Source organism: Comamonas sp. UBA7528 (assembly GCF_002479375.1).
GTDB lineage: Bacteria > Pseudomonadota > Gammaproteobacteria > Burkholderiales > Burkholderiaceae_C > Comamonas.
In genome coordinates this window covers 207,810-229,694 of record NZ_DLMU01000003.1, presented here as the reverse complement: position 1 = coordinate 229,694, position 21,885 = coordinate 207,810, and the positions used below count along the sequence as shown (strand labels likewise).

The window sequence follows — 21,885 nt, the reverse complement described above, 5'->3', positions numbered from 1 at the left end:
CGCCCCGTGGGCATCAGCGGGCCGGCGCATCCAGGCGCGGGTAGGCCGTGGTGCTGGCGGGCGTTGCCGGCGCAGCGTCGGCCACCGCGGTGTCGGCCGTCTTCTTGACCGGGTAGCGGGCCAGCTGGGCCTCGGTGGCTTCGAGCTGGGGCACCTTGATGTTGTTCATCTTCTTGCCCAGCGAGGCCACGAATTCGTCTTCGGAGGGCATCTCATCGCCTTCGGCGCGGTCAAACTGGTCACCGTTGAAGAACACGGTCAGCTTGCGCGTCTGGGGATCGACCTTGGCGCGCTTGAGCGTGAACACGTATTCCCAGCGGTCGGCGTGGAACACGCTGGTCACCAGCGGAGTGCCCAGGATTTCCCGCACCTGCTGGCGGCTCATGCCGGGCTGCAGGGCAGCGACCTGCTCCTTGGAAACGAAGTTGCCCTGCACCACGTCCACCTTGTAGGGGGTGATGACGCTGGCAACACTGCGCGAGGCGCTGTCGAAGCTGCCGCAAGCGGCAAGCAGTCCGCCCAGCGACAGGGTCATGAGCACAGAAACACAACGGCGGGCTTTGGCATGCATGGGTAATGGCTACGGGATATGATCCGAACCATTGTAGCGGCAGGTTCCGGGAGGAGCCCCAGGTGCACTGCCACCCCGCTGCAAGGGCCATTCCTGCCGCCGCTGGCGCACCGTCCGTCCACGGTCGCCAGGCCAACCAGAGACCCAGACATGAAAAATATCGACGAGCTCAAAAGCACGGGCCTGAAAGCCACCCTGCCCCGCCTGAAGATTCTGGAGATCTTCCAAACCGGCAAGCAGCGCCACATGACGGCCGAAGACGTGTTCCGCGTGCTGCTGGACGAGCGTTCGGACATCGGTCTGGCCACGGTCTACCGCGTGCTGACCCAGTTCGAACAGGCAGGCATCCTGCTGCGCAGCAACTTCGAAAGCGGCAAGGCCGTGTACGAACTGAACGAGGGCCAGCACCACGACCACTTTGTCTGCACCAGCTGCGGCAAGGTTGAAGAGTTCTATGACCCCGAAATCGAAAAGCGCCAGCAGCTGATCGCCAACCAGATGGGCTGGTCCATCCAGGACCACTCCATGTCGCTGTACGGCCAGTGCGCCGACTGCTCCAAGAAAGGTGCACAGCGCTGAGGTCTGACGCGACCTTTACCTGCTGATGCAAAAAGGCGCTCCACGGAGCGCCTTTTTTGTTGCCTCTGCCGTGATGCCTCGTGCATCGGGCCGGCCTACTCGATGCCGCGCTCCATGGCACGGCGGTGGCGGTCCACGAACTCCTGGTAGGTGTCAATGCCCCGCAACTGCAGGATGGTGTTGCGCACGGCGGCTTCCACCAGCACGGCGATATTGCGCCCGGCCACCACCTGGATGATCACCTTGAGCACCGGCACGCCCAGCACATCCTGTGTCAGCGGCTCCTGGGGCAGGCGCTCGTAGTCGCGCTCCATGGTTTCCTTGCGCACCAGGTGCACGATCAGCTTGAGGCGCATCTTGCGCCGCACCGCCGTCTCGCCAAAGATGGCACGGATGTCCAGCAGGCCGATGCCGCGCACTTCCAGCAGGTTCTGCAGCAGATCGGGGCATTTACCTTCGATCGTGGTCTGGTTGATGCGAAACAGGTCCACCGCATCGTCGGCCACCAGCCCGTTGCCACGGGTGACCAGTTCCAGCCCCAGCTCGCTCTTGCCCAGGCCGGATTCGCCGGTGATCAGCACGCCCATGCCCAGAATGTCCATGAACACACCGTGCATGGTGGTGCGGTCGGCAAAGTGCTTGGACAGGTAGGCGCGCAGCACGTCGATCACAAAGGCCGCTGCCTCGTGCGTGGCGAACATGGGAATCTGCGCGCGCTCGCACATCGAGATCAGCGCCTGCGGGGCCTGCTGGCCATCGGCCAGCACCAGCACCGGCGGCTCCAGCATGACGATGCGCGACACGCGGCGGGCACAGTCCTCGGGCGTGGCATTGGTCAGATAGGCGACTTCGCGCTCACCGATCACCTGCACCCGGTAGGGATGGATGTAATTCAGGTAGCCGACCAGATCGGCACCGGAGCGGGCCGAGCGCACCGCCATTTCATCGAAACGGCGCTCGGACGCCCCCAGACCGGCCAGCCATTCCCAGCGCAGGCTTTCGCGGAAGGCCTCGAACAGGCGGTCGGCGTTGACGGCGGTGGGCTTCACAGGCTCAGGCCGCGGGGGAGGAGGCGGCCGACCTCCAGTCGGCAATCAGACCGTACAGCTCTGCGGCGTCGGTACAGGCCACCAGGCGCTGGCGCAGGGCCGAATCGCTGAGCAGCTCGGCGATCTCGGACAGGATTTCCAGATGCTGCTGTGTGGCCGCTTCCGGCACCAGCAGGAAGATCAGCAGGCTGACAGGTTGCTCGTCGGGCGCATCGAAGCCGATGGCGCGCGCCATCTGGAACACGGCCGCCATCGGCGACTTCAGACCCTTGATGCGGCCATGGGGAATGGCCACGCCATGGCCCAGACCGGTAGAGCCCAGGCGCTCGCGGGCGAACAGGCTGTCGGTGATGAGCGCGCGGGACAGACCGTGCAGGCTTTCAAACAAAAGCCCTGCTTCTTCGAAAGCGCGCTTCTTGCTGGTGGCGTCCACGCTCACAAGGACTTGTGCGGACGGCAGGATGGAGGCTAGACGGTTCATGTAGGAAGAATTATGCACCGGGAGGCCGGATCACGGCATATGCCCCCCAGTCGCGCAAAAAGAGCCGCACGGGGCGGCTCCTCTGTGGTGAAAAGGTCGGTGTCAGGCTGTTGCAAGCGCACTGAGGTCACGTTTCGCCGCTTCCCCTCGCCGCTCCTGCAGACGGGTCTTGTGCTTGACGACCTTGCGGTCCAGCTTGTCGATCAGCTCATCCACGGCCGCATACAGGTCGAAGTGGGAACTGCCGGCATACAGGTCATTGCCTTTGACGCGCACATTGCATTCGGCGCGCTGGCGCTTGTCCTTTTCGCTTTCGTTGTGCACCGAAAGCAAGACCTTCACGTCGATCACCTGGTCAAAGTGGCGCAGCACGCGCTGCAGTTTTTCCATGACGTAATTGCGCAGTGCGGGGGTGACATCCAGATGGTGCCCGCTGATGGTCAGGTTCATAAACCAGCCTCCTGTGGTCTCAAAGTCCAGATTGCTTTCCGACAGGCTGAAAAACCTGTCGGAGGCGTTCGGCGGTGAATGCGCATTCGTCTCGCTTGGAGCCCACTGTGCGCGATCTGAACCGGGAAATCAACGGCATACCGCCACATCCCGCTGGGGAATGGGGGTGGTGCTGACCGACCGCCGGAATGGGCGCACAATAAGTCGTTTTGATGAAAATCCCGACAGTCGGCAGCACGCACCACTGGCCGCCGACCCTGCCCAGGAAGGCTCCCGACACGCCCGGTGTGGATGTGGTCTTCCACCCGGCACAGCCCGGCGTCGGCACGTAGAATTCCGCACTGGCGTTGCCCTGCCCACAGGACAGCGCCCCGAGTCCGCCCCCTATTCCCAGTGACCCCCATGACCACCCAGTCCAGCCCTTCCGCCCTGCACACCTCCAATATCCGTTCGCTGCCCCTGCTGGCACGCGGCAAGGTCCGTGACAACTATGCCGTGGGCGACGACCGCATCCTGATGGTGGCCTCGGACCGCCTGTCGGCTTTCGATGTGATCATGGGCGAGCCCATCCCCGGCAAGGGCGTGCTGTTGACGCAGATGGCGCTGTACTGGTTCGACAAGCTGGGCCATATCTGCCCCAACCACCTGACCGGCGACCGTCCCGAATCCGTGGTCACGGCCGATGAAATCAAGCAGGTCGAGGGCCGCTCCATGCTGGTCAAGCGCCTCAAGCCCGTGCTGATCGAAGCCGTGGTGCGTGGCTATCTGGCCGGCAGCGGCTGGAAAGAGTATCAAGAGTCGCAAGCGGTCTGTGGCGTGAAGCTGCCCGCCGGTCTGGTCAACTCGGCCAAGCTGCCCGAGCCCATTTACACCCCCGCCGCCAAGGCCGAAATGGGTGACCACGACGAAAACATCACCTACGAGCGCACCGTCGAGATGGTGGGCGAGAAACTGGCAGCGCAGATCCGCGATACCGCCATCCGCATCTACAAGGAAGCGGCCGAGATCGCCTTGACCAAGGGCATGATCATTGCCGACACCAAGTTCGAATTCGGCCTGACCGAAGACGGCACCCTGGTGCTGATGGACGAGGTGCTGACCCCCGACAGCTCGCGCTACTGGCCCGTGGAAGGCTATGCAGACGCACTGGCGGCCGGCGCCAACCCCCCCAGCTACGACAAGCAGTTCGTGCGCGACTGGCTGGAACAGGCCCAGGTCAACGGCAAGCCCTGGGACAAGACCGCTCCCGCACCCCGCCTGCCCCAGGATGTGATCGCCAAGACCGCCGCCAAGTACCACGAAGCGCTGGAACGCCTGACGGCCTGATCGCCATCCTCCTTGCCGCGCGCCCCGGTGCGCGCAGCCCCTCCTCACAGAGCGCCTGGCGTGCGTCTGTGTGCGGCGCCAGAGAAAACCCTCTCTGAACGCCTGCACCCGGATGCGCCAGGCGTTTTTCCGTGTGCAACGGCCTGTGCCCCCTCCGGGCACGTAGTAAGCGGTTAACACCCGCCGCCCTGCCCGTCTGCCTACCATGGTCGCCGCCTCCACAGCAGGGGCGCACCACCACACACAGGAGACAGACATGGCAGGCAAGAAGATTCTGATGATTTGCGGCGACTACTGCGAGGACTATGAAACCATGGTCCCCTTCCAGACGCTGCAGGCGGTGGGCCACACCGTGCATGCCGTCTGCCCCGACAAAAAGGCCGGCGACCACATCAAGACCGCCATCCACGACTTCGAAGGTGCGCAGACCTACAGCGAAAAGCCTGGCCACAATTTCACCCTGAACGCCAGCTTCGCCGATGTGAAGGCCGAACAGTACGACGCCCTGGTGATCCCCGGGGGCCGCGGCCCCGAGTACCTGCGCAACGATCCTGCCGTGCTGGCCGCCGTGCGCCACTTCTTTGATGCCGGCAAGCCCGTGGCCGCCGTCTGCCATGGCGCCCAGCTGCTGGCTGGCGCGGGCGTGCTCAAGGGCCGCACCTGTTCGGCCTACCCTGCCTGCAAGGCCGAGGTGGAACTGGCCGGTGGCCGCTATGCCGACATCGCGGTGGACCAGGCCCACACCGAAGGCAATCTGGTCAGCGCCCCTGCCTGGCCAGCCCATCCCGCGTGGATGGCACAGTTCCTGGCGCTGCTGGGCACCCGCATCAGCCACTGAGGCGATTTCCGGGCCGGTTACCCCACCGCTCCAGCGCGGCCGGCGCCGTGTCGCTCAGGCCCTCCTCCCCGCAACCCCGGCTGGACGCCTGCCCCACCGCCCCCTAGGATGGCCCGGCCACCTGCATTTCCGGGAACCTTGCCATGTGCCAAGTCTTTATCAGCGCCGACCCGCAGCTCTACGCCCACCGCGCCCGCTCCATACGGCTGCATGGGGTCGCCACCAGCATCCGGCTGGAAAACCTGTTCTGGCAGGTGCTGGACGAGATTGCCACGCGCGACGGCTTCACCGTGCCCCAGCTGTGCACCAGGCTGTACGACGAACTGGTGGCCGAGCGCGGGACGGTGGACAACTTCACCTCGTTTCTGCGCGTGTGCTGCACCCGCTACCTGGCGCTGCAGCTGTCCGGCGAGATTCCGCAGGATGTGCACATCCCCATCCGCTCGCTGACCGTGGGCCCCACCGGCCTGGAACGCCATCCGGGCCGCCCCGCGCTGCGCCACTGAAAGCCTCCCCCTTCCGCTGCGGCGCGGCATAGGGGCCTTGGTGCACACGCGGTCTGACGGCGGCGCCGCATGCGGGCATCGCAAGCCCTTCTGCGCCCGCCACCCGGCACGGTGAGTACCGCTTGGCCCAGGCTAAAACAGATGTTTTACTCATTAACAAAATAGAAAACATTATTTTCAGAAATATCAAATGATTTCTACAGTGGCGTCCATTGACATTCCAAGCCGAAAGACGCCCCATGACTGCCCGCGAAGCCCCGCTGTTCACCCCCGAGACCCTGCCCCTGCTGCTGGCCGGTCAGGGCATTGACACTCCCGCGGCCCAGGCCGCCGTGCAGGCCGGCCTGCAGGTGCTGCAGGACTTCATGCGCACGTTCAACGCCCGCGACGCCCTGGCCTGGGCCCAGGTAATGAACTACCCCCATGTGCGACTGGCGGGCGACCAGGTCATCGTCTGGCACAACGCTGCGGACTATGCCGCCGCCAACGACCTGGCACCGCTGGCCGACACCGGCTGGGCCTACAGCCGCTGGGACTTCATCCGCCCCGTGCAGGCCGATGCCACCAAGGTGCACTTCGCGCTGCAATTCACCCGCTATGACGCACAGGACCGTGCCCAGCAATCGTTCCCGGCCCTGTACGTGATCACCTTGCAGGACGGCCACTGGGGCGTGCAGTCACGCTCCAGCTATGCCGGCGTGCTGACACCCGGCGCCGCCTTCTAAACAAGGAGCACGCCATGCCCATTTCCACTGCCGTGTCCCGCCGCAGCTGGCTGCACAACGCCCTGGCCGCCACCACGGCCTTCACCACGGCGGGCCTGGGCCTGCCGCTGGCGGCCCAGGCCAAGGCCGCTGCCGCCTACCCGACCCGCCCCGTCAAGGTGGTGGTGCCCTATCCGGCCGGCGGCGTGATCGATGTCACGGCCCGTGCCGTCACCGATGCCCTGGCCCAGCGCTGGGGCCAGCCCGTGATCGTGGAAAACCGCCCCGGTGCCAACGGCAACCTCGGCGCCCAGGCAGTGCACCAGGCGGCGGCCGATGGCTACACCCTGCTGATCGGCTCCACCTTCACCGTCATCAACCCGCTGACGGACACAACCACCCGCTACCGCACCAGCGACTTTGTGCCTGTGGCCAGCATCGGCAGCACGCCGAATGTCTGGGTCGTCCCCGCCAGCGCGCCCTGGCGCACGCTACAGGAGTTCATCACCCAGGCACGCCAGCAGCCCGGCGCCTTCAATGTGGCCAACCCGGGCCAGGGCAGCTCCAACCACCTGGGGCTGGAACGTCTGGCCGCCAGCGCCGGCATCCAGATCACCCAGGTCAACTACCAGGGCCAGCCGCCCTTTATCACCGACCTGGCCAATGGACAGATCCATATCGCCCCGCTGACCGCCACCCTGGCACTGCCCCATATCCAGAGCGGCAAGCTGCGCGCCCTGGCCGTGAGCGCCCCCACCCGCCTGCCGGCGCTGGCCCAGGTGCCCACGCTGGCCGAGCTGGGCCTGGGGGACGCCACCGTGGTGCCGTGGAGCGGCTTCATGGCCCCGGCCGGCACGCCGGCGGCGCTGGTCGCCCAGCTGCAGGCGGCGATTGCCGAAGTGCAGGCCCAGCCCGCCGTGCTGCAGCGCTACGCCACCTTACAAGCCCAGGCCCCCGAACGCCCGCAGGACTTTGCCCAGCTGGTCCAGCGCGAGCAACAGCGCTGGTCCGCCCTGCTGGGCGGTGCGGTCAAAACCGCCCGCGCACCGTGAGCGCGGCGCGGGCATCGCGCCCAGCAAAAAGGCCACCCGAAGGTGGCCTTTTGCACAGGGCCATGGCCCGCAGGCGTCAGTTCAGCGCCATGCTCAGACGGCGGCGGTAGCTGTTGACCAGGGCCGTGGCCTCGTCCTGCTCCGCGCCGCCCTTGCCCACCAGTTCGATGCCGCCGGCGGTCTTGCCGGGCACGGCATCCTGCTTCTTGGGCTTGGGCGGTGTCAGCAGCTCCAGAATGCCCACGTACAGCTTGCGCGCGGCCTGGCCGTTCCAGTCCTTGTCGCGCATGATGATTTCCAGCAGCTCGTCCATGGACGCGGTCCACTGGCCTTCGGCGGCCAGGATGCGGGCCTTGGCAAAGCGGGTGTCAAAGTCGCGCTTGTTCTGGGCAATGGCGGCATCGAACTGCTCCACCGGCCAGTTGCCGCGCTCGTCCTGCTGCACAAACACCATGCACTGCAGCCACTGGTTCAGCGCTTCGAAGCGCAGGACCTGGGGAATGCGCTTGAGCGGCTCCATCATCAAACTGGCGGCCTCTTCATAGCCACCGGTGGCGATCAGCAGGCGCACATAGTCAAAACGGGCATCGTCGTTGGTGGGGTCGGCGGCCAAAGCATCGGCCAGCTTGCCCAGCGCAGCCTGCGTGTCACCGGCTTCCAGCATCTGCTGGGCCTCGTCCACCTCGGCTTCAGCCTGCAGCTCGCCCTCGCTGGGCAGGTGCTTGTCCAGAAAGTCGCGCACCTGGCCTTCGGTCTGGGCCCCCATGAAACCGTCCACCGGGCGACCGCCGATCATCAGGATGCAGGTGGGCACGCTGCGGATGCCGAACATGCCGGCGATCTGCTGGTTGGCGTCCACATCCACCTTGGCCAGCGTGAAGCGGCCGGCGTATTCCACCTCCAGCTTTTCCAGCGTGGGCACCAGCGTCTTGCATGGGCCGCACCAGGTGGCCCAGAAATCCACCAGCACCGGCGTCTGCATGGAGGCGGCAACCACCTCGGTTTCAAAATTTTCAATGGTGACGTCAATCATGTGGTTCCCAATGTCCGAATGCGGGGTACGGCGTGCGTACGGTATGTCTCTACGGGCGCGGCCTGCGGGGCAGGCCACGGGGTCTCCGGCTGCGGCGCGCCCCGCCTGCACAGCAGGCAGCGCACCATGCTGCGATTCTCTCCGCAAACGCGGCACACGCCTGTGAAGGCCTGCCGCCCGACCATGCACCGCTGCACGACAGCTGCACACATGGGAGCGGTTGCGGCCTTCTTCAAGGGGCGCCGTGTGTGCCACCACCCCTCCCCCGCCTGCCACGCAGGGCACCGACAGCTCCGCTTTTCAGAGCACCGCGCTCCGCGCCAGACACCACGCCCCGTGCCGGGCGCGGTGAACCAGGCGGTGCACACGCGGCCTGCGGTGCCCCTCCCCACGCCCGGCTATGCCCCGCGCAGGGCCACAGCTATGGCGAAACCGTAAAATCAGGGGTTCCACTAGGCCGGGCGGCAGTGCCCCGAAGAACATGAACCCCATCCAAGTTGGCGTGGTCATGGGTTCCAGCAGCGACTGGGACACCATGCAACACGCAGTTGCCATCCTCCAGCAATTCGGTATCGCGTTTGAAGCGCAGGTCGTCTCGGCCCACCGCATGCCGGACGACATGTTCCGCTTTGCCGAAGCCGCTGCCGACCGCGGCATCAAGGCCATCATCGCCGGTGCCGGCGGCGCAGCCCACCTGCCCGGCATGATTGCCGCGAAGACCACGGTGCCCGTGCTGGGCGTGCCCGTGGCCAGCCGCCACCTGCAAGGCGTGGATTCGCTGCACTCCATCGTGCAGATGCCCAAGGGCGTGCCCGTGGCCACCTTCGCCATCGGCAACGCCGGCGCCGCCAATGCAGCCCTGTTTGCCGTGGCGCTGCTGGCCAATGAGGATGCGGCACTGCGCAAGCAGCTCGACGCCTTCCGCGCCGAGCAGACCGAAGCGGCCCGCAACATGACCCTGCCGGTGAACGCATGAGCGCCACCAACACGCACGTGATCCTGCCCGGCGCCACGCTGGGCGTGCTGGGCGGCGGGCAGCTGGGCCGCATGTTTGCCCACGCGGCCCAGGCCATGGGCTACTTCACCGCCGTGCTGGACCCGGATGCCACCAGCCCTGCCGGCCGGGTCAGCCACCACCATGTGCGCACCGGTTACGAGGACGCACAAGGTCTGGCCGAGCTGGCCACGCTGTGCGCGGCCGTGACCACCGAATTCGAGAACGTGCCCGCAGCGGCGCTGAACCGGCTGGCCGAAAGCCTGCCCGTCTCGCCTGCCGGCGCCTCCGTCGCGATTGCCCAGGACCGCGCGGCCGAAAAAGCCCACTTCGTGAAGTGCGGCGTGCCCTGCGCCCCCTATGCCGTGATCGAAACGGCCGCCCAGCTGGCGGCCGTCAACGACGCACTGCTGCCCGGCATCCTGAAGACGGCCCGCATGGGCTACGACGGCAAGGGCCAGATCCGGGTCAAGACCCGGGCCGAGCTGGCCGCCGGCTGGGACGAACTGGGCCAGGTGGCCTGCGTGCTGGAAAAAATGCTGCCACTGGCGCACGAATGCTCGGTCATCGTCGCGCGCGGCCGCCATGGCGACATCGTCAACCTGCCGGTGCAGCGCAATCTGCACCGCGACGGCATTCTGGCCGTGACCGAGGTGTATGCCGGCAACCTGCCCGCCGCACAGGCAGAACAGGCGATCGCAGCGGCCAAGTCGGTGGCCATCGGTCTCGACTACGTGGGCGTGCTCTGCGTGGAATTCTTTGTGCTGGACAACGGCCAGCTCGTGGTCAACGAGATCGCCCCGCGCCCGCACAATAGCGGCCACTACAGCCAGAACGCCATGGATGTGTCGCAGTTTGAGCTGCAGGTGCGCTGCATGACCAACCTGCCCCTGGTGCAGCCACGCCAGCACAGCGCCACCGTGATGCTGAACCTGCTGGGCGATCTGTGGTTCACGCAGGGCGACACCGCCCAGTCCCCCGCCTGGGACCAGGTGCTGGCACTGCCCGGCACCCATCTGCACCTGTACGGCAAGGTCGATGCCAAGCGCGCCCGCAAGATGGGGCACCTGAACATCACTGCGGCCACGCCCGACCAGGCGCGTGAAACCGCGCTGCAGGCGGCCGCCATCCTCGGCATTGCGCCGTTTTAAGGAACACACGTGATTCTGGATGGAACGCTGGACGCCTCGGTCCGTGCTGCGGCTGCAGCACTGCAACGTGGTGAGCTGCTGGGCCTGCCCACGGAGACGGTCTATGGTCTGGCCGCCGACAGCGACAACGACGCCGCCGTGGCGCAGATCTTCGCCGCCAAGGGCCGTCCGGCCAACCATCCGCTGATCGTGCATGTGGCGGACAGCACGGCCATCACCCGCTACGCCAAGGAAGTGCCGGTCTTTGCGCAGCAACTGATCGATGCGTTCTGGCCCGGCCCGCTCACCCTGATCCTGCCGCGCCTGCCTGGCGCCGCCACGGCCTCGACCGGTGGACAGGACAGCGTGGGCCTGCGCTGCCCGTCGCACCCGGTGGCCCACGCCGTGCTGGCGGCCTGTCAGCAGCTGAACCCGCCGGTCTGGGGCGTTTCCGCCCCCAGCGCCAACAAGTTCGGCCGCGTCAGCCCCACCACGGCCGACCATGTCGCCGCGGAATTCGGGGATGCCCTGCTGGTGCTCGATGGCGGTGCCTGCGAAGTCGGCATTGAATCGACCATCGTGGACTGCACGCGCGGCGTACCCGTGCTGCTGCGTCCCGGCGCCATCACACGCGATGATATCGAGCGTGCCTGCGGTCAGCGCCCTCTCTCGAAAGAAGAGCTGACAGCGGACACCCCGCGCGCCTCAGGGACGCTGCTGGCCCATTACGCGCCCAATGCCAAGGTCCGGCTGATGGATGCCGAAGCGCTGCAGCAAGCCCTGGATGGCCTGGGGCCGGAGGCGCGCCGCCTCTGCGTCTACCACCGCAGCGCGCTGCGTTCACCGGTGCCCGGCGTCACGCTGCACGCCATGCCCCCGCAGGCACTGGCGGCTGCCCAGGAGCTGTTTGGCACGCTGCGTGACTTTGACGCACTGGGGGCCCAGTTCATCTGGATCGAAACCCCACCCGACAGCGCCGACTGGGAAGGCGTGCGCGACCGGCTGCAGCGCGCGGCCGCAGCCGGCTGATCCACCGCATCCCGGGTCCTGAGCGGCCCGATCCCGGTGCCAGTCGTCCTGCCTGCCCCTGGTGTCAGCGCGGCGCGGCCGCCGTGACGGCGCCACTGTCCCGTGCCACCCAGTCCACCAGCGCGTCCAGCGCCGGGCGGGCGGCACCGGCGTTGGCATGGTTGACGAAGGCCACCAGCACATAGCGCTTGCCGCTCACCCCATCCACATAGCCTGCCAGCGCATTGCTGTCGCGCAGCGAACCGGTCTTCAGGTGGGCGGAAGCCTGGGCCTTGCTGCGGCGCAGCGTCCCGTCCACGCCGGCAATGGGCAGCGATGCCACGAACTCCGGCATCACCGGCGACAGCCAGGCGCTCTGCAGCATGCGGCCCAGCGCATGGGCGCTGATGCGCGCCTCGCGGCTCAGGCCGGCACCGTTGTCCACCACCGGCCGCTCGGCCGCGCCCCAGCGGCTGTTCCACCAGCGGGCCACGGCTTCGTTGGCGGTCTGCATGCTGCCCACGCCGGCCTGCTCCAGCCCCAGCGTCAGGAATACCTGCTGGGTCATCACGTTGTTGCTGTACTTGTTGATGTCGCGCACCACCTCGCCCAGCGCGGGCGATTCGGCCACAAAGGCCGGGCTGAGACCGGCGGGCACACGGCCTTCGCGCACCACGCCGCCGAGCTTGCCGCCCAGCTCGCGCCACATGCCTTCCACCGCCCGGGCCGCAAACTGCTGCGGATCGGCCGGGGCGATGGACCACACCTTGTCGCCGCAGCTGGCCGGGTACTGGCCCGCAAAGCCCATGCGCGCCGGATCGGCCCAGTCGCCTTGCAGCGCGCTGCGCCAATCCCCGCAGTCGGTACCCGCTGGTGCCAGCGGCACCGTGGCCTGCTGCTGCACGCCCGCGAGCGGCGGCTCCCACTGCACGCGGGCCACGCCGGCCCGGGCATCGGGCACCAGCGTCATCACGGCGGATTTGTAGTTCAGCAGCAATGCATCGGGCGCCACGTTGTAGGGCCGGAAAGGTTCGCCATCGAAGGCGGCTGCATCGTGGGCCGGCAGGGCAAAGGCGCTGCGGTCCAGAACGATGTCCCCCGCAATCGACTTCACCCCCATGCCCTGCAGGCGGCGCAGCAGCAGCCACAGCCGCTCCATCACCAGCTTGGGGTCGCCCCGTCCCTGCAGGTAGAGATGGCCCTGCAGGCTGCCGTTACCGATACTGCCGTCCAGGTACACCGGGGTGCGCCAGACATAGGCCGGACCCAGCAGGTCCAGTGCCGCATAGGTGGTGACCAGCTTCATCACGGACGCCGGGTTCATGGCATCGCGCTCGCGCCAGGCCAGGCGCGGGCTGCTGCGGCCTTCGGCTTCGGCCACATAGAAGGACACCGCCTCGCGCGGGATCTTGGCGCGCTGCAGTGCCGCGTCGACCACGGCTGGCAGGGCCATGGCACGGGCAGAGGTCGCCGGCGGTGCAACCACCGGGGAGGAAGACGCCGCCGCCTGCGCCACGGCCAATACCGGCAGGACGGCCAGCGCACCGGCGGCGGTCAGCCGGCGCATGGCGCGGACACCGCGCCCAGGGTCAGAAATTCGCATGGCCCGCAGTCTAGTGCCTGCGCACCGGCCCGGGCGGCACCGGGGACGGCTGGCGCCAAGGCCATGCCTGCCCCTGGGAAAGCGCGCGCGCCCGATAATCCATGGTTGCCCTGGCGGCACTGCCCTTGTTTGTTGTGTGTCAGACCGCCCCCTCGAAAGTCGCCCCGCCATGAAACTGCTTGCCTTTGATACCAGCACGGACCAGCTGTCCATCGCCATCCAGCATGGCGAGCGCATCTGGCAGCACCAGGGTGCGGGCGGCGCACAGTCGTCGTCCACGCTGATTCCCGCCGTCCAGCAAGGCATGCAGGCCCTGGGCCTGCACTATGGCGAGCTGGACGCCATTGCCTTCGGCCGCGGTCCGGGCTCGTTCACCGGCCTGCGCACCTCCTGCGCCATCGCCCAAGGCCTGGCCCTGGGGGCCGGGCTGCGGCTGCTGCCCATTGACACCCTGCTGGCCATGGCCGAAGAGGCACGCCAGCAGCACGGCTGCACCGACCTGCTGGCCGTGCTGGACGCGCGCATGCACGAGGTCTACCACGCCGGCTACCAGTACGCCGACGGCCGATGGCGCGAAACCCGGGAGCTGGGCCTGTGCGCGCCCGAGGCGCTGTCCGTGCCTGCGGGCCTGCCCGTGGTGGGCAATGCCCACGCCGCCTACCCCGAACAGCTGGCACCCGGCGCCACCCATCTGCACGCCCTGCCCACGGCCACCGCCCTGCTGCGCCTAGCCCCCCAGTGCATGGCCGACGGCGGGCTGGTGGATGCCATCGATGCGCTGCCGCGCTATATCCGCGATAAAGTGGCCAAAACCACGGCCGAACGCGAAGCCGAAAAGCTGGCCGCCGCCCAGCCCACTGCGCCTGCTGCATGAGCTCCACGCTGTCTCCCGCACCGCTGCTGATGCCGCTCCAGCCGGAATGGCTGGACCGCGTCGTGGCCGTGGAGGCAGCGGCCTACACCCACCCCTGGACGCCGGGCAACTTCCGCGACGCACTGGCCTCGGGCTACCAGGCCCAGATGCTGGTACAGGGCGATCGGCTGCTGGGCTATTACGTGGCCATGCAGGTGCTCGACGAGGTGCATCTGCTGAACATCGCCGTCGCCCCCGACGCCCAGGGCCAGGGCTGCGCCCGGCTGCTGCTGGAGACACTGGACCACTGGTCCCGCCTGCAAAGCGCCAAATGGCTCTGGCTGGAGGTGCGCGCCAGCAACACCCGCGCCCGCGCCATCTACGAACGCCATGGCTACCGCCAGGTGGGCGAGCGCAAGCGTTACTATCCCGTGCACCACGGCGAGCGCGAGACCGCCATCATCATGAGCATGCCCCTCTATGGCCCTGAACCTTGACGCCCGCCAGCGCGCCATGTTGCAAGACATGGGCATTACCTTCTGGGGCCCCAGTGCGCCGCCGGCCGCCGTGCCTGCGGTCGCAGCAGCAGCCCCAGCCGAAGCCTCTGCCCTCCCGGCTGCCGTAGCGACGCCAGCGGCCTCTGCGGCGGAGGCAGCTCCGCAGCCGCCCACCGCAGTCATCGCAACGGCAACTGCGCCCGATCCGCAGCCCGAGCGCGCCGCACCGATCCCGCCCGCGATGGACGCGGCCCCCACTGCACCGCAGGCGGCATCAGCCGACGCAGCACCCGCCCATGCCACGCCGGTCTACCGCGCCCCGGCTGCGGCCAGTGCACCCTGGTTCATGGCCCCGCTGGTGCATGCCTATGCCGAATCGGCCGCCCCCGATGCGCCCGACGCCGGCTGGCTGGTGCTGGTCGAATGTGCCGATCCGGCCGACCCCTGGGCCGGCGATGCCGGCGCACTGCTGAACAACATGCTGCGCGCACTGCGCCTGCAGCAGCACCCCCAGGTGCGCATTGCGCCCCTGACGCGCCAGACGCCGGGCAGCGCCGCCGGCCACCCCGGGCTGGAGCCGCTGGCCCCGGCGCTGCAGGCAGCCCTTGCCACCCACCGCCCGGCGCGCGTGCTGGTGCTGGGCCTGCATGCGGCCCGCGCCGTGCTGCAGCGCAGCGAAGCCCTGGGCCCGCTGCGTGCCGAGCTGCACCAGCTGCACGGCGTACCCGCCGTGGTCAGCTACGACCCCGCCTACCTGCTGCGCGCCCCGCACGCCAAACCCGGTGCCTGGGCCGACCTGTGCCGCGCCCACGCGCTGCAACCGCCCACGCACTGAAAACCGCCCATCCGGCGATGTCCGTTGCACTGCACAAAAGCGGTGCCAGAGGCATAATCGCCGGCTTGTCACATTGAGGAGATATCTCCGTGGAAACCTACCCGAGTTGGTAGCTTCCGCCTCCCTGGCCAGTGCCGTGGAGCCGGAAGCGCACCCCGCACCGCACACTGCAAGAACAAGCCATGGGAGTGAGCCATCATGCTCAACATCTTTACGCTGTCCAATGGACGGCTGGTTCAAGTCGAAATCGAATCGCTGGAAGAACTCACGCAGTTCCAGCCGATCTGGGTGGACCTGGAGTCGCCCACGGTCGATGAAAAGCGCTGGGTCAAGCAGCACTACGGCCTGTCGATCCCTGAAGACGCAACCGACGAAGACATCGAAGAATCCGCCCGCTTCTACGAAGAAGACAACGGCGAACTGCACATCCGCAGCGACTTTCTGGTGGACGATGAGGATGACCCACGCAGCGTGCGCGTGGCCTTCATCCTGAACCAGCACAACACCGAGCTCAACAGCTGCGGCGTGCTGTTCTCCATCCATGAGGAAGACATCCCCGTCTTCCGCCTGCTGCGCCTGCGCGCGCGCCGCGCGCCGGGGCTGATCGAAGAGGCCAAGGAAGTGCTGCTCAAGCTCTTCGATGCCGATGCCGAATACTCCGCCGACACGCTGGAAGGCATTTACGACGACCTCAAGCAGGTCAGCGCCCAGGTGCTGGAAGGCAATATGACCGACGACCACGCCCAGGGCGTGCTGTCCGACATTGCCCGCCAGGAAGACCTGAACGGCCGCATCCGCCGCAACATGCTGGACACGCGCCGTGCGGTGAGCTTCATGATGCGCTCCAAGATGCTCAATGCCGAGCAGTTCGAAGACGCGCGCCAGATCCTGCGCGACATTGAATCGCTGGACAGCCACACCGCCTTCCTGTTCGACAAGATCAACTTCCTGATGGATGCCACGGTCGGTTTCCTGAACATCAACCAGAACAAGATCATCAAGATCTTCTCGGTGGCCAGCGTGGCCCTGCTGCCTCCCACGCTGATTGCCAGCGTGTACGGCATGAACTTCAAGTTCATGCCCGAGCTGGAGTGGGAGTTCGGCTATGGCTACGTGGTGGGGCTGATGATCCTCAGCGCCGTCGGACCCATGCTGTACTTCCGCAAGCGCGGCTGGCTCAAGTAAAGCCCCAGGCACCACCTGTGGCGCCCTGCCTCTCCCTCATGGGAGAGCACGCCTGGCGTGCGGCACGGCACAGCACGGCGTCTGATCCGCGCACCCGCACCGGGATTCGCGGTGCCGGCACCGCTCCCGCTGCGCACGGCGCATCACCCCTGCTGCACCCAGTGCTGCACGATCTGCAGCGCGTAGCGGCTGGCCACGGCCTGCACAAAGGCGGGGAAGTCCACATGGGCGCTGTCGTCCGCACGGTCGGAGATCGTGCGGACGGCGGCAAACGGCACGCCATAGTCGGCACAGACCTGGGCAATGGCCGCACCTTCCATCTCCACCGCCAGGGGGACATGGCCGGCGGCCTGCAGATCGGCCGTGATCTGGCCGGAGACCGCGGCCGAGACAATGAACTGGTCACCGCTGGCCACCAGCCCCGCATGGGCGCGCGGCACGCTGCCGCCCAGCAAGGGCTCGTTCCATCCCGCTGCCTGCGCCACACAGGCCTGTGCGGCCGCCAGCAAACCGGCGCTCAGCACCGCATCGCAGACCAGCGTGGGGGCCGCATAGCCGGGCACCTGCCAGCGGGGGAACAGCGGGCGCACGTCCATGTCGTGCTGCAGAAACTGCTGGGCCACCACCACATCCCCCACCTGCACGCCCGCCCCCACCCCACCGGCCACGCCGGTGAACAGCAGTTGCTGGGCGCCAAAGCCTTCCATCACGGCCGTGGCCGTGGTGGCCGCTGCCACCTTGCCGATGCCGGTCAGCCCCAGCACCACGCTGCGGCCGTGCAACCGGCCCAGGGTGAAATCCCGTCCGGCGCGGCGCACGGTCCGGGCATCCGTCAGCAGGTGCTGCAGACCATATTGTTCTTCGGGCAGGGCGCTGAGGATGGCAAGGGCCATGGCAGTTCTTCACAGGTCAAGTCGGCGGCGCCTGCGCAGCAGGGGCGCAGGCGCCGCCGGAGTTTCGGGCGCGGCGCACCGGCAGAACCCCGGCGCGGCACAGCCCGCCATTCTCGCCCAGCGGGGGCGCTGCTGCCGGCCGGCGGGTTTCAGATTGCCAGCGGCGCGGCAGCGTTGCGCAGGGCCCGCAGCACGCTGAACACCGTCAGCGCCGAGGTCTTGGGGTTGGCCGCCAGCGGCTGGCCCGCCAGCTCCAGCGACAGCCGCCCGAACGCCCCCTGGACCGCAATCTGGTGCCGGTTCTCGCTGCACTGGGGGTCGGCCACCAGCCGGACCTCGGTGGCGTCCAGCCCCAGGCCGGCCAGGGCCACGGTGGCGGCCACATTGGCGTTGCGCGGGTACTGCTGCGCGGCCTCGCGCGCACTGCCCTGGAAGAAACAGCACGGCGCCGTCAGCGCCTGCAGATCGCACACCGCCTCGGCCGGTGTGCCCTTCCAGGCTGCCGCCGGTTTGGTGCCGGTGTAGGTCACCTGCGCCAGCCCCCCTTCGCGGGCCGCGGCCAGCGCGTCGATGGCCCCGATGGCCCCGGGCAGCAGCTGCACGCGCGTGCCCCCCTGCCGGGCTGCATCGGCCAGTTCCTCCACCAGACCGGGCGCCGCCAGCGCGCCGACCGACACCACCAGACAGGGAATGCCGCGCCGCAGCGCCGGCAGCACATGGGTGGCAATGGCGCTGTGGCCGGCACACTCCACCAGCAGATCGGGCCGCGCATCCTCGGGCAGCGCCTGCAGCAACTGGGCGCCGGGCGCATGCTGCGCCAGCCAGGCCACCAGGTCGGGACGCGGCTGGCGGGCCAGCACCCAGTCCACCCGCAGGCCCTGCAAGCCGGACAGCTGCGGCAGACGCTGCAGCACTTCGCTGCCGATGGCGCCGCAGCCCACCAGGGCAATGCGCAGAGAAGACGGAGAGTGAGGCTGCCGGGGGGCCGCGGCAGCAAGGGGCGTGGAGGTCTGCATGGCGCCCAAGCGTACGCCATGCGGCAGCGTCCGGCCGCTCCTGCCATGAAAAAAGGGAGCGCGAACGCTCCCTCGGTGGAATGGCTGCCCGCGTGGTGCGGGCAGATGTCCGTCAGGCCGCGACGGCAGCCGCCGGCGTGCTGTCGCGCAGCTCGCGGCGCAGGATCTTGCCCACCGGGGTCTTGGGCAGTTCGGTGCGGAACTCGATCACCTTGGGACGCTTGTAACCCGTCAGGTTCTCCTTGCAGAACTCGCGCAGCCGGGCCTCGGTCAGGCTGTCGTCCTTGCGCACCACCACCAGCTTCACGGCTTCGCCGGTGCTGGCATCGGGAACGCCCACCACCGCGCACTCCAGCACGCCGGGGCAGGTGGCCACCACGTCTTCCACCTCGTTGGGGTAGACATTGAAGCCGCTGACCAGCACCATGTCTTTCTTGCGGTCCACGATCTTGAAGTAGCCACGTGCGTCCATCACGCCGATGTCGCCGGTCAGGAAATAGCCATCGGCCGTGGTGACCTTGGCGGTTTCATCCGGACGCTGCCAGTAGCCGGCCATGACCTGCGGGCCCTTGACGGCGATTTCGCCGGTCTTGCCCAGCTCGGTGATGGTCAGTCCGCCCTCGTCCACCAGCTTCACATAGGTGCTGGGCTTGGGCACGCCGATGCTGCCGGTGAACTCCTTGGCCGTGACCGGGTTGCAGCTGACCACGGGGCTGGTTTCCGACAGGCCATAGCCTTCGACGATGGGGCAGCCGGTCTTTTCCAGCCACAGCTTGGCCACCGCACCCTGCACGGCCATGCCGCCACCGACCGAGACCTTCAGGTGGCTCCAGTCCACGCTGTTGAAGTCCGGGTGGTGGGCCAGTCCGTTGAACAAGGTGTTCACCGCCGGGAAGTTGTGGAAGACCTCGCCCTGCAGGTCCTTGAACACCGCTTTCAGGTCGCGCGGATTGGCGATCAGGATGTTGCGCCCGCCGGTGTGCATGGCCAGCATCATGTTCACCGTGAAAGCGAAGATATGGTAGAGCGGCAGCGCGCAGATGCTGGTGACCTGCTCGCCCGTCTTGCGGATATTCTGCAGCACCGGGTTGAACCAGGCTTCGCACTGCAACGTGTTGGCGATGATGTTGCGATGCAGCAGCACCGCACCCTTGCTGACGCCGGTGGTGCCGCCGGTGTACTGCAGCACGGCAATGTCTTCGGACCCCACGGCCACCGGCACAAAGCGGCGGCTGCGGCCCTGGGCCACGGCGGTCTTGTAGCCCACGGCGCCGGGCAGCTGGAACGGGGGCACCAGCTTCTTGACTTTGCGCACCACATAGTTGACCAGCAGGCCCTTGAGGCCCAGCTCATCGCCCATGCTGCACAGCACCACATGCTGCACCGGCGTGTGGCCGATGCACTGCTGCAGCGTGTGGGCGAAGTTTTCGATGATGACAATGGCCTTGGCCCCGGAATCCTTGAGCTGGTGCTCCAGCTCGCGGGCGGTGTAGAGCGGGTTGACGTTCACCACCACATAGCCGGCGCGCAAAATGGCGGCCACGGCCACCGGGTACTGCGGCACATTGGGCATCATGATGGCCACGCGGTCGCCCTTTTGCAGGCCCAGCGATTGCAGGTAGGCGGCAAACGCCTGGCTTTGCCGGTCCACATGGCCGAACGGAATGTTCTTGCCCATATAGGTGTAGGCCGTGCGATCGGCATAGGCCTTGAAGGCCTGTTCCATCAGCGCCACCAGCGAGGTGTAGCGCGAAGGGTCGATATCTGTTGGCACGCCTTCGGGATAGGCTGCCAGCCATGGACGCTCTGTCGTCATGCCCGGGGTCTCCACTCTGTATGGTTCTAACGCGATCCCCCATTCTGATAAAAAGCACGGCCGTTCGGTACTTGTGGTTACCCTAGGGTGCAACCCTAGGCGCTGCATGCCGCCGCCTCCGGCTCCGGCTGCAGGCGCAAAAAAACCCGCAGGCTTGCGCACTGCGGGTGTGTGCCGGGCCTGCCGCGCTACAGCCTGTAGCGCCGGCAGCCATCACAAAGGCGGTTTACTTGACCAGCTGGGCCAGATCGCCTGCGGCGTACTTCTTGGCCATCTGTTCCAGGCTGTAGCCCTTGATCTTGGCACCCTGGCCTTCGCAGCCGAACTCGATGTAACGGGCCTTGCACACCTGCTTGGCAGCTTCGCGGGCCGGCTTGAGCCATTCGCGGGCATCGAACTTGTCGGGGTTCTCGGCCAGGAACTTGCGCACCGCGCCGGTCATGGCCAGACGGATGTCGGTGTCGATGTTGATCTTGCGCACGCCGTACTTGATGGCTTCCTGGATTTCCTCGACGGGCACGCCGTAGGTTTCCTTCATCTTGCCGCCGTACTGGTTGATGATGGCCAGCAGTTCCTGGGGCACCGAGGACGAGCCGTGCATCACCAGGTGGGTGTTGGGGATGCGGGCGTGGATTTCCTTGACGCGGCTGATGGCCAGGATGTCGCCTGTGGGCTTGCGGCTGAACTTGTAGGCGCCGTGGCTGGTGCCGATGGCGATCGCCAGCGCGTCCAGCTGGGTGGCCTTCACGAACACGGCCGCTTCCTCGGGGTCGGTCAGCATCTGGCTGTGGTCCAGCTTGCCGACGGCGCCGATGCCGTCTTCCTCACCGGCGTCGCCGGTTTCCAGGTTGCCCAGGCAGCCCAGTTCGCCTTCCACGGTGGCGCCGATCTGGTGGGCCATGGCCACCACCTTCTGGGTCACGTCGACGTTGTAGTCGAAGGACGAAGGGGTCTTGCCGTCGCTCATCAGCGAGCCGTCCATCATCACCGAGCCAAAGCCCAGGTTCAGCGCGCCCTGGCAGATTTCGGGGGTGGTGCCGTGGTCCTGGTGCATCACCAGGGGGATATGGGGGTACTGTTCGGCAGCGGCCTGGATCAGGTGTTTGATGAAGGGCTCACCGGCGTACTTGCGGGCGCCAGCGCTGGCTTGCAGGATCACGGGCGCGCCGACTTCGTCAGCCGCCGACATCACGGCCTGGACCTGTTCCAGGTTGTTCACGTTGAAGGCGGGGATGCCATAGCCGTTTTCAGCGGCATGGTCGAGCATTTCGCGCATCGAGATCAAAGGCATGGTCGTGGTTCCGTTAAAAGTGGATCAAGGGCACGGTGGCCGCAAGGAAACGTGGCCGTAACCACGTGGTAACCGGCCGATTTTAACGATTTGCCCGCACAGTGGCACCGGCAGGGGAAAGGCCGCGCGGGGTCTCCCTGTCGGACGGTGCCGCCTCCCGTTCCGGCGTGCGGCC

Annotated in this window: 23 protein-coding genes; 13 read left to right on the top strand and 10 right to left on the bottom strand. The window is 67.3% G+C overall.

Going from position 1 to position 21,885, the window contains the following annotated elements:
- Positions 1–13: 13 nt before the first annotated feature.
- Complete coding sequence (locus tag B3349_RS04030) at positions 14–571, bottom strand: outer membrane protein assembly factor BamE (RefSeq protein WP_280058267.1); 558 nt, start codon at positions 569–571, stop codon at positions 14–16.
- Between the two features lie 150 nt (positions 572–721).
- On the opposite strand from B3349_RS04030, the gene fur reads away from it, so the two are divergent.
- Positions 722–1,150, top strand: coding sequence for a ferric iron uptake transcriptional regulator (gene fur / locus B3349_RS04025; RefSeq protein WP_066537912.1), 429 nt, complete (start codon positions 722–724; stop codon positions 1,148–1,150).
- Between the two features lie 95 nt (positions 1,151–1,245).
- Here fur and hprK read toward each other — a convergent pair whose 3' ends face one another.
- From hprK to hpf, 3 genes are all read right to left on the bottom strand, one after another.
- Complete coding sequence (gene hprK / locus B3349_RS04020) at positions 1,246–2,199, bottom strand: HPr(Ser) kinase/phosphatase (protein ID WP_291586598.1); 954 nt, start codon at positions 2,197–2,199, stop codon at positions 1,246–1,248.
- A gap of 4 nt (positions 2,200–2,203) precedes the next feature.
- Positions 2,204–2,680, bottom strand: coding sequence for a PTS sugar transporter subunit IIA (locus tag B3349_RS04015; RefSeq protein ID WP_291586596.1), 477 nt, complete (start codon positions 2,678–2,680; stop codon positions 2,204–2,206).
- Between the two features lie 102 nt (positions 2,681–2,782).
- Positions 2,783–3,130, bottom strand: a complete 348-nt coding sequence (hpf, locus tag B3349_RS04010) for a ribosome hibernation-promoting factor, HPF/YfiA family (RefSeq protein ID WP_280013726.1) — start codon at positions 3,128–3,130, stop codon at positions 2,783–2,785.
- A gap of 402 nt (positions 3,131–3,532) precedes the next feature.
- On the opposite strand from hpf, the gene B3349_RS04005 reads away from it, so the two are divergent.
- The 5 genes from B3349_RS04005 (at position 3,533) to B3349_RS03985 (ending at position 7,556) form a co-directional block, all read left to right on the top strand.
- Positions 3,533–4,456: a phosphoribosylaminoimidazolesuccinocarboxamide synthase gene (locus B3349_RS04005; protein WP_291586593.1), complete on the top strand. Its 924-nt coding sequence runs from the start codon at positions 3,533–3,535 to the stop codon at positions 4,454–4,456.
- 256 nt (positions 4,457–4,712) lie between these two features.
- The gene (locus B3349_RS04000; RefSeq protein ID WP_280013729.1) at positions 4,713–5,294 is read left to right on the top strand and encodes a DJ-1/PfpI family protein; all 582 of its coding nucleotides are present in this window, start codon (positions 4,713–4,715) and stop codon (positions 5,292–5,294) included.
- Between the two features lie 143 nt (positions 5,295–5,437).
- Positions 5,438–5,800 carry a ribbon-helix-helix domain-containing protein gene (locus tag B3349_RS03995; protein WP_291586590.1) on the top strand — a complete coding sequence of 121 codons (363 nt, stop codon included), beginning with the start codon at positions 5,438–5,440 and terminating at the stop codon, positions 5,798–5,800.
- A gap of 239 nt (positions 5,801–6,039) precedes the next feature.
- Entirely contained in the window at positions 6,040–6,525 is a 486-nt protein-coding gene (locus tag B3349_RS03990) for a hypothetical protein (RefSeq protein WP_291586588.1), read from the top strand.
- A 14-nt stretch (positions 6,526–6,539) separates the two neighbouring features.
- Positions 6,540–7,556 carry a tripartite tricarboxylate transporter substrate binding protein gene (locus B3349_RS03985; RefSeq protein ID WP_291586586.1) on the top strand — a complete coding sequence of 339 codons (1,017 nt, stop codon included), beginning with the start codon at positions 6,540–6,542 and terminating at the stop codon, positions 7,554–7,556.
- 76 nt (positions 7,557–7,632) lie between these two features.
- On the opposite strand, the gene trxA is transcribed toward B3349_RS03985, so the two are convergent.
- The gene (gene trxA, locus B3349_RS03980) at positions 7,633–8,589 is read right to left on the bottom strand and encodes a thioredoxin (RefSeq protein WP_066537950.1); all 957 of its coding nucleotides are present in this window, start codon (positions 8,587–8,589) and stop codon (positions 7,633–7,635) included.
- 481 nt (positions 8,590–9,070) lie between these two features.
- On the opposite strand from trxA, the gene purE reads away from it, so the two are divergent.
- Genes purE through B3349_RS03965 form a run of 3 tightly spaced genes read left to right on the top strand, consistent with a single transcriptional unit; the run spans position 9,071 to position 11,742 of the window.
- Positions 9,071–9,565: a 5-(carboxyamino)imidazole ribonucleotide mutase gene (gene purE, locus B3349_RS03975; protein ID WP_291586584.1), complete on the top strand. Its 495-nt coding sequence runs from the start codon at positions 9,071–9,073 to the stop codon at positions 9,563–9,565.
- Positions 9,562–10,734: a 5-(carboxyamino)imidazole ribonucleotide synthase gene (locus B3349_RS03970; protein ID WP_291586582.1), complete on the top strand. Its 1,173-nt coding sequence runs from the start codon at positions 9,562–9,564 to the stop codon at positions 10,732–10,734. The genes purE and B3349_RS03970 overlap by 4 nt, the downstream gene beginning before the upstream one ends.
- A gap of 9 nt (positions 10,735–10,743) precedes the next feature.
- The gene (locus B3349_RS03965; RefSeq protein WP_291586580.1) at positions 10,744–11,742 is read left to right on the top strand and encodes an L-threonylcarbamoyladenylate synthase; all 999 of its coding nucleotides are present in this window, start codon (positions 10,744–10,746) and stop codon (positions 11,740–11,742) included.
- A 64-nt stretch (positions 11,743–11,806) separates the two neighbouring features.
- On the opposite strand, the gene dacB is transcribed toward B3349_RS03965, so the two are convergent.
- The gene (dacB, locus tag B3349_RS03960) at positions 11,807–13,324 is read right to left on the bottom strand and encodes a D-alanyl-D-alanine carboxypeptidase/D-alanyl-D-alanine endopeptidase (RefSeq protein WP_291586578.1); all 1,518 of its coding nucleotides are present in this window, start codon (positions 13,322–13,324) and stop codon (positions 11,807–11,809) included.
- Between the two features lie 169 nt (positions 13,325–13,493).
- Here dacB and tsaB point away from each other — a divergent pair, with 169 nt between their 5' ends.
- From tsaB to corA, 4 genes are all read left to right on the top strand, one after another.
- On the top strand, positions 13,494–14,198 hold the full coding sequence (gene tsaB, locus B3349_RS03955; protein WP_291586576.1) for a tRNA (adenosine(37)-N6)-threonylcarbamoyltransferase complex dimerization subunit type 1 TsaB: 705 nt from the start codon (positions 13,494–13,496) through the stop codon (positions 14,196–14,198).
- Complete coding sequence (rimI, locus tag B3349_RS03950; protein ID WP_291586574.1) at positions 14,195–14,674, top strand: ribosomal protein S18-alanine N-acetyltransferase; 480 nt, start codon at positions 14,195–14,197, stop codon at positions 14,672–14,674. The genes tsaB and rimI overlap by 4 nt, the downstream gene beginning before the upstream one ends.
- Positions 14,658–15,509 carry a uracil-DNA glycosylase family protein gene (locus tag B3349_RS03945; protein WP_291586572.1) on the top strand — a complete coding sequence of 284 codons (852 nt, stop codon included), beginning with the start codon at positions 14,658–14,660 and terminating at the stop codon, positions 15,507–15,509. Before rimI ends, B3349_RS03945 begins: the two co-directional genes overlap by 17 nt.
- A 198-nt stretch (positions 15,510–15,707) precedes the next feature.
- Positions 15,708–16,694, top strand: a complete 987-nt coding sequence (corA, locus tag B3349_RS03940) for a magnesium/cobalt transporter CorA (protein WP_066537970.1) — start codon at positions 15,708–15,710, stop codon at positions 16,692–16,694.
- 143 nt (positions 16,695–16,837) lie between these two features.
- Here the strand turns inward: corA and B3349_RS03935 are convergent, their stop codons facing one another.
- From B3349_RS03935 to fba, 4 genes are all read right to left on the bottom strand, one after another.
- Positions 16,838–17,587 (bottom strand): 5'-methylthioadenosine/adenosylhomocysteine nucleosidase, encoded by a 750-nt coding sequence (locus B3349_RS03935; protein ID WP_291586569.1) that lies wholly within the window; start codon positions 17,585–17,587, stop codon positions 16,838–16,840.
- Positions 17,588–17,736: 149 nt separating this feature from the next.
- A complete protein-coding gene (locus B3349_RS03930; protein WP_291586567.1) occupies positions 17,737–18,603 on the bottom strand; it encodes an aspartate dehydrogenase in 867 nt (288 codons plus the stop codon).
- A gap of 112 nt (positions 18,604–18,715) precedes the next feature.
- The gene (locus B3349_RS03925; RefSeq protein WP_291586565.1) at positions 18,716–20,419 is read right to left on the bottom strand and encodes a long-chain-fatty-acid--CoA ligase; all 1,704 of its coding nucleotides are present in this window, start codon (positions 20,417–20,419) and stop codon (positions 18,716–18,718) included.
- Between the two features lie 226 nt (positions 20,420–20,645).
- The gene (gene fba / locus B3349_RS03920; RefSeq protein ID WP_066537977.1) at positions 20,646–21,710 is read right to left on the bottom strand and encodes a class II fructose-bisphosphate aldolase; all 1,065 of its coding nucleotides are present in this window, start codon (positions 21,708–21,710) and stop codon (positions 20,646–20,648) included.
- Positions 21,711–21,885 lie beyond the last annotated feature (175 nt).

What these genes read in the sequence shown, in the direction of transcription:
- B3349_RS04030 (WP_280058267.1), bottom strand. Translation starts at nt 571, where the DNA reads ATGCATGCCAAAGCCCGCCGTTGTGTTTCTGTGCTCATGACCCTGTCG.
- fur (WP_066537912.1), top strand. Translation starts at nt 722, where the DNA reads ATGAAAAATATCGACGAGCTCAAAAGCACGGGCCTGAAAGCCACCCTG.
- B3349_RS04015 (WP_291586596.1), bottom strand. Translation starts at nt 2,680, where the DNA reads ATGAACCGTCTAGCCTCCATCCTGCCGTCCGCACAAGTCCTTGTGAGC.
- hpf (WP_280013726.1), bottom strand. Translation starts at nt 3,130, where the DNA reads ATGAACCTGACCATCAGCGGGCACCATCTGGATGTCACCCCCGCACTG.
- B3349_RS04005 (WP_291586593.1), top strand. Translation starts at nt 3,533, where the DNA reads ATGACCACCCAGTCCAGCCCTTCCGCCCTGCACACCTCCAATATCCGT.
- B3349_RS04000 (WP_280013729.1), top strand. Translation starts at nt 4,713, where the DNA reads ATGGCAGGCAAGAAGATTCTGATGATTTGCGGCGACTACTGCGAGGAC.
- B3349_RS03995 (WP_291586590.1), top strand. Translation starts at nt 5,438, where the DNA reads ATGTGCCAAGTCTTTATCAGCGCCGACCCGCAGCTCTACGCCCACCGC.
- B3349_RS03990 (WP_291586588.1), top strand. Translation starts at nt 6,040, where the DNA reads ATGACTGCCCGCGAAGCCCCGCTGTTCACCCCCGAGACCCTGCCCCTG.
- B3349_RS03985 (WP_291586586.1), top strand. Translation starts at nt 6,540, where the DNA reads ATGCCCATTTCCACTGCCGTGTCCCGCCGCAGCTGGCTGCACAACGCC.
- trxA (WP_066537950.1), bottom strand. Translation starts at nt 8,589, where the DNA reads ATGATTGACGTCACCATTGAAAATTTTGAAACCGAGGTGGTTGCCGCC.
- purE (WP_291586584.1), top strand. Translation starts at nt 9,071, where the DNA reads ATGAACCCCATCCAAGTTGGCGTGGTCATGGGTTCCAGCAGCGACTGG.
- B3349_RS03970 (WP_291586582.1), top strand. Translation starts at nt 9,562, where the DNA reads ATGAGCGCCACCAACACGCACGTGATCCTGCCCGGCGCCACGCTGGGC.
- dacB (WP_291586578.1), bottom strand. Translation starts at nt 13,324, where the DNA reads ATGCGAATTTCTGACCCTGGGCGCGGTGTCCGCGCCATGCGCCGGCTG.
- tsaB (WP_291586576.1), top strand. Translation starts at nt 13,494, where the DNA reads ATGAAACTGCTTGCCTTTGATACCAGCACGGACCAGCTGTCCATCGCC.
- rimI (WP_291586574.1), top strand. Translation starts at nt 14,195, where the DNA reads ATGAGCTCCACGCTGTCTCCCGCACCGCTGCTGATGCCGCTCCAGCCG.
- B3349_RS03945 (WP_291586572.1), top strand. Translation starts at nt 14,658, where the DNA reads ATGGCCCTGAACCTTGACGCCCGCCAGCGCGCCATGTTGCAAGACATG.
- corA (WP_066537970.1), top strand. Translation starts at nt 15,708, where the DNA reads ATGCTCAACATCTTTACGCTGTCCAATGGACGGCTGGTTCAAGTCGAA.
- B3349_RS03935 (WP_291586569.1), bottom strand. Translation starts at nt 17,587, where the DNA reads ATGGCCCTTGCCATCCTCAGCGCCCTGCCCGAAGAACAATATGGTCTG.
- B3349_RS03930 (WP_291586567.1), bottom strand. Translation starts at nt 18,603, where the DNA reads ATGCAGACCTCCACGCCCCTTGCTGCCGCGGCCCCCCGGCAGCCTCAC.
- B3349_RS03925 (WP_291586565.1), bottom strand. Translation starts at nt 20,419, where the DNA reads ATGACGACAGAGCGTCCATGGCTGGCAGCCTATCCCGAAGGCGTGCCA.
- fba (WP_066537977.1), bottom strand. Translation starts at nt 21,710, where the DNA reads ATGCCTTTGATCTCGATGCGCGAAATGCTCGACCATGCCGCTGAAAAC.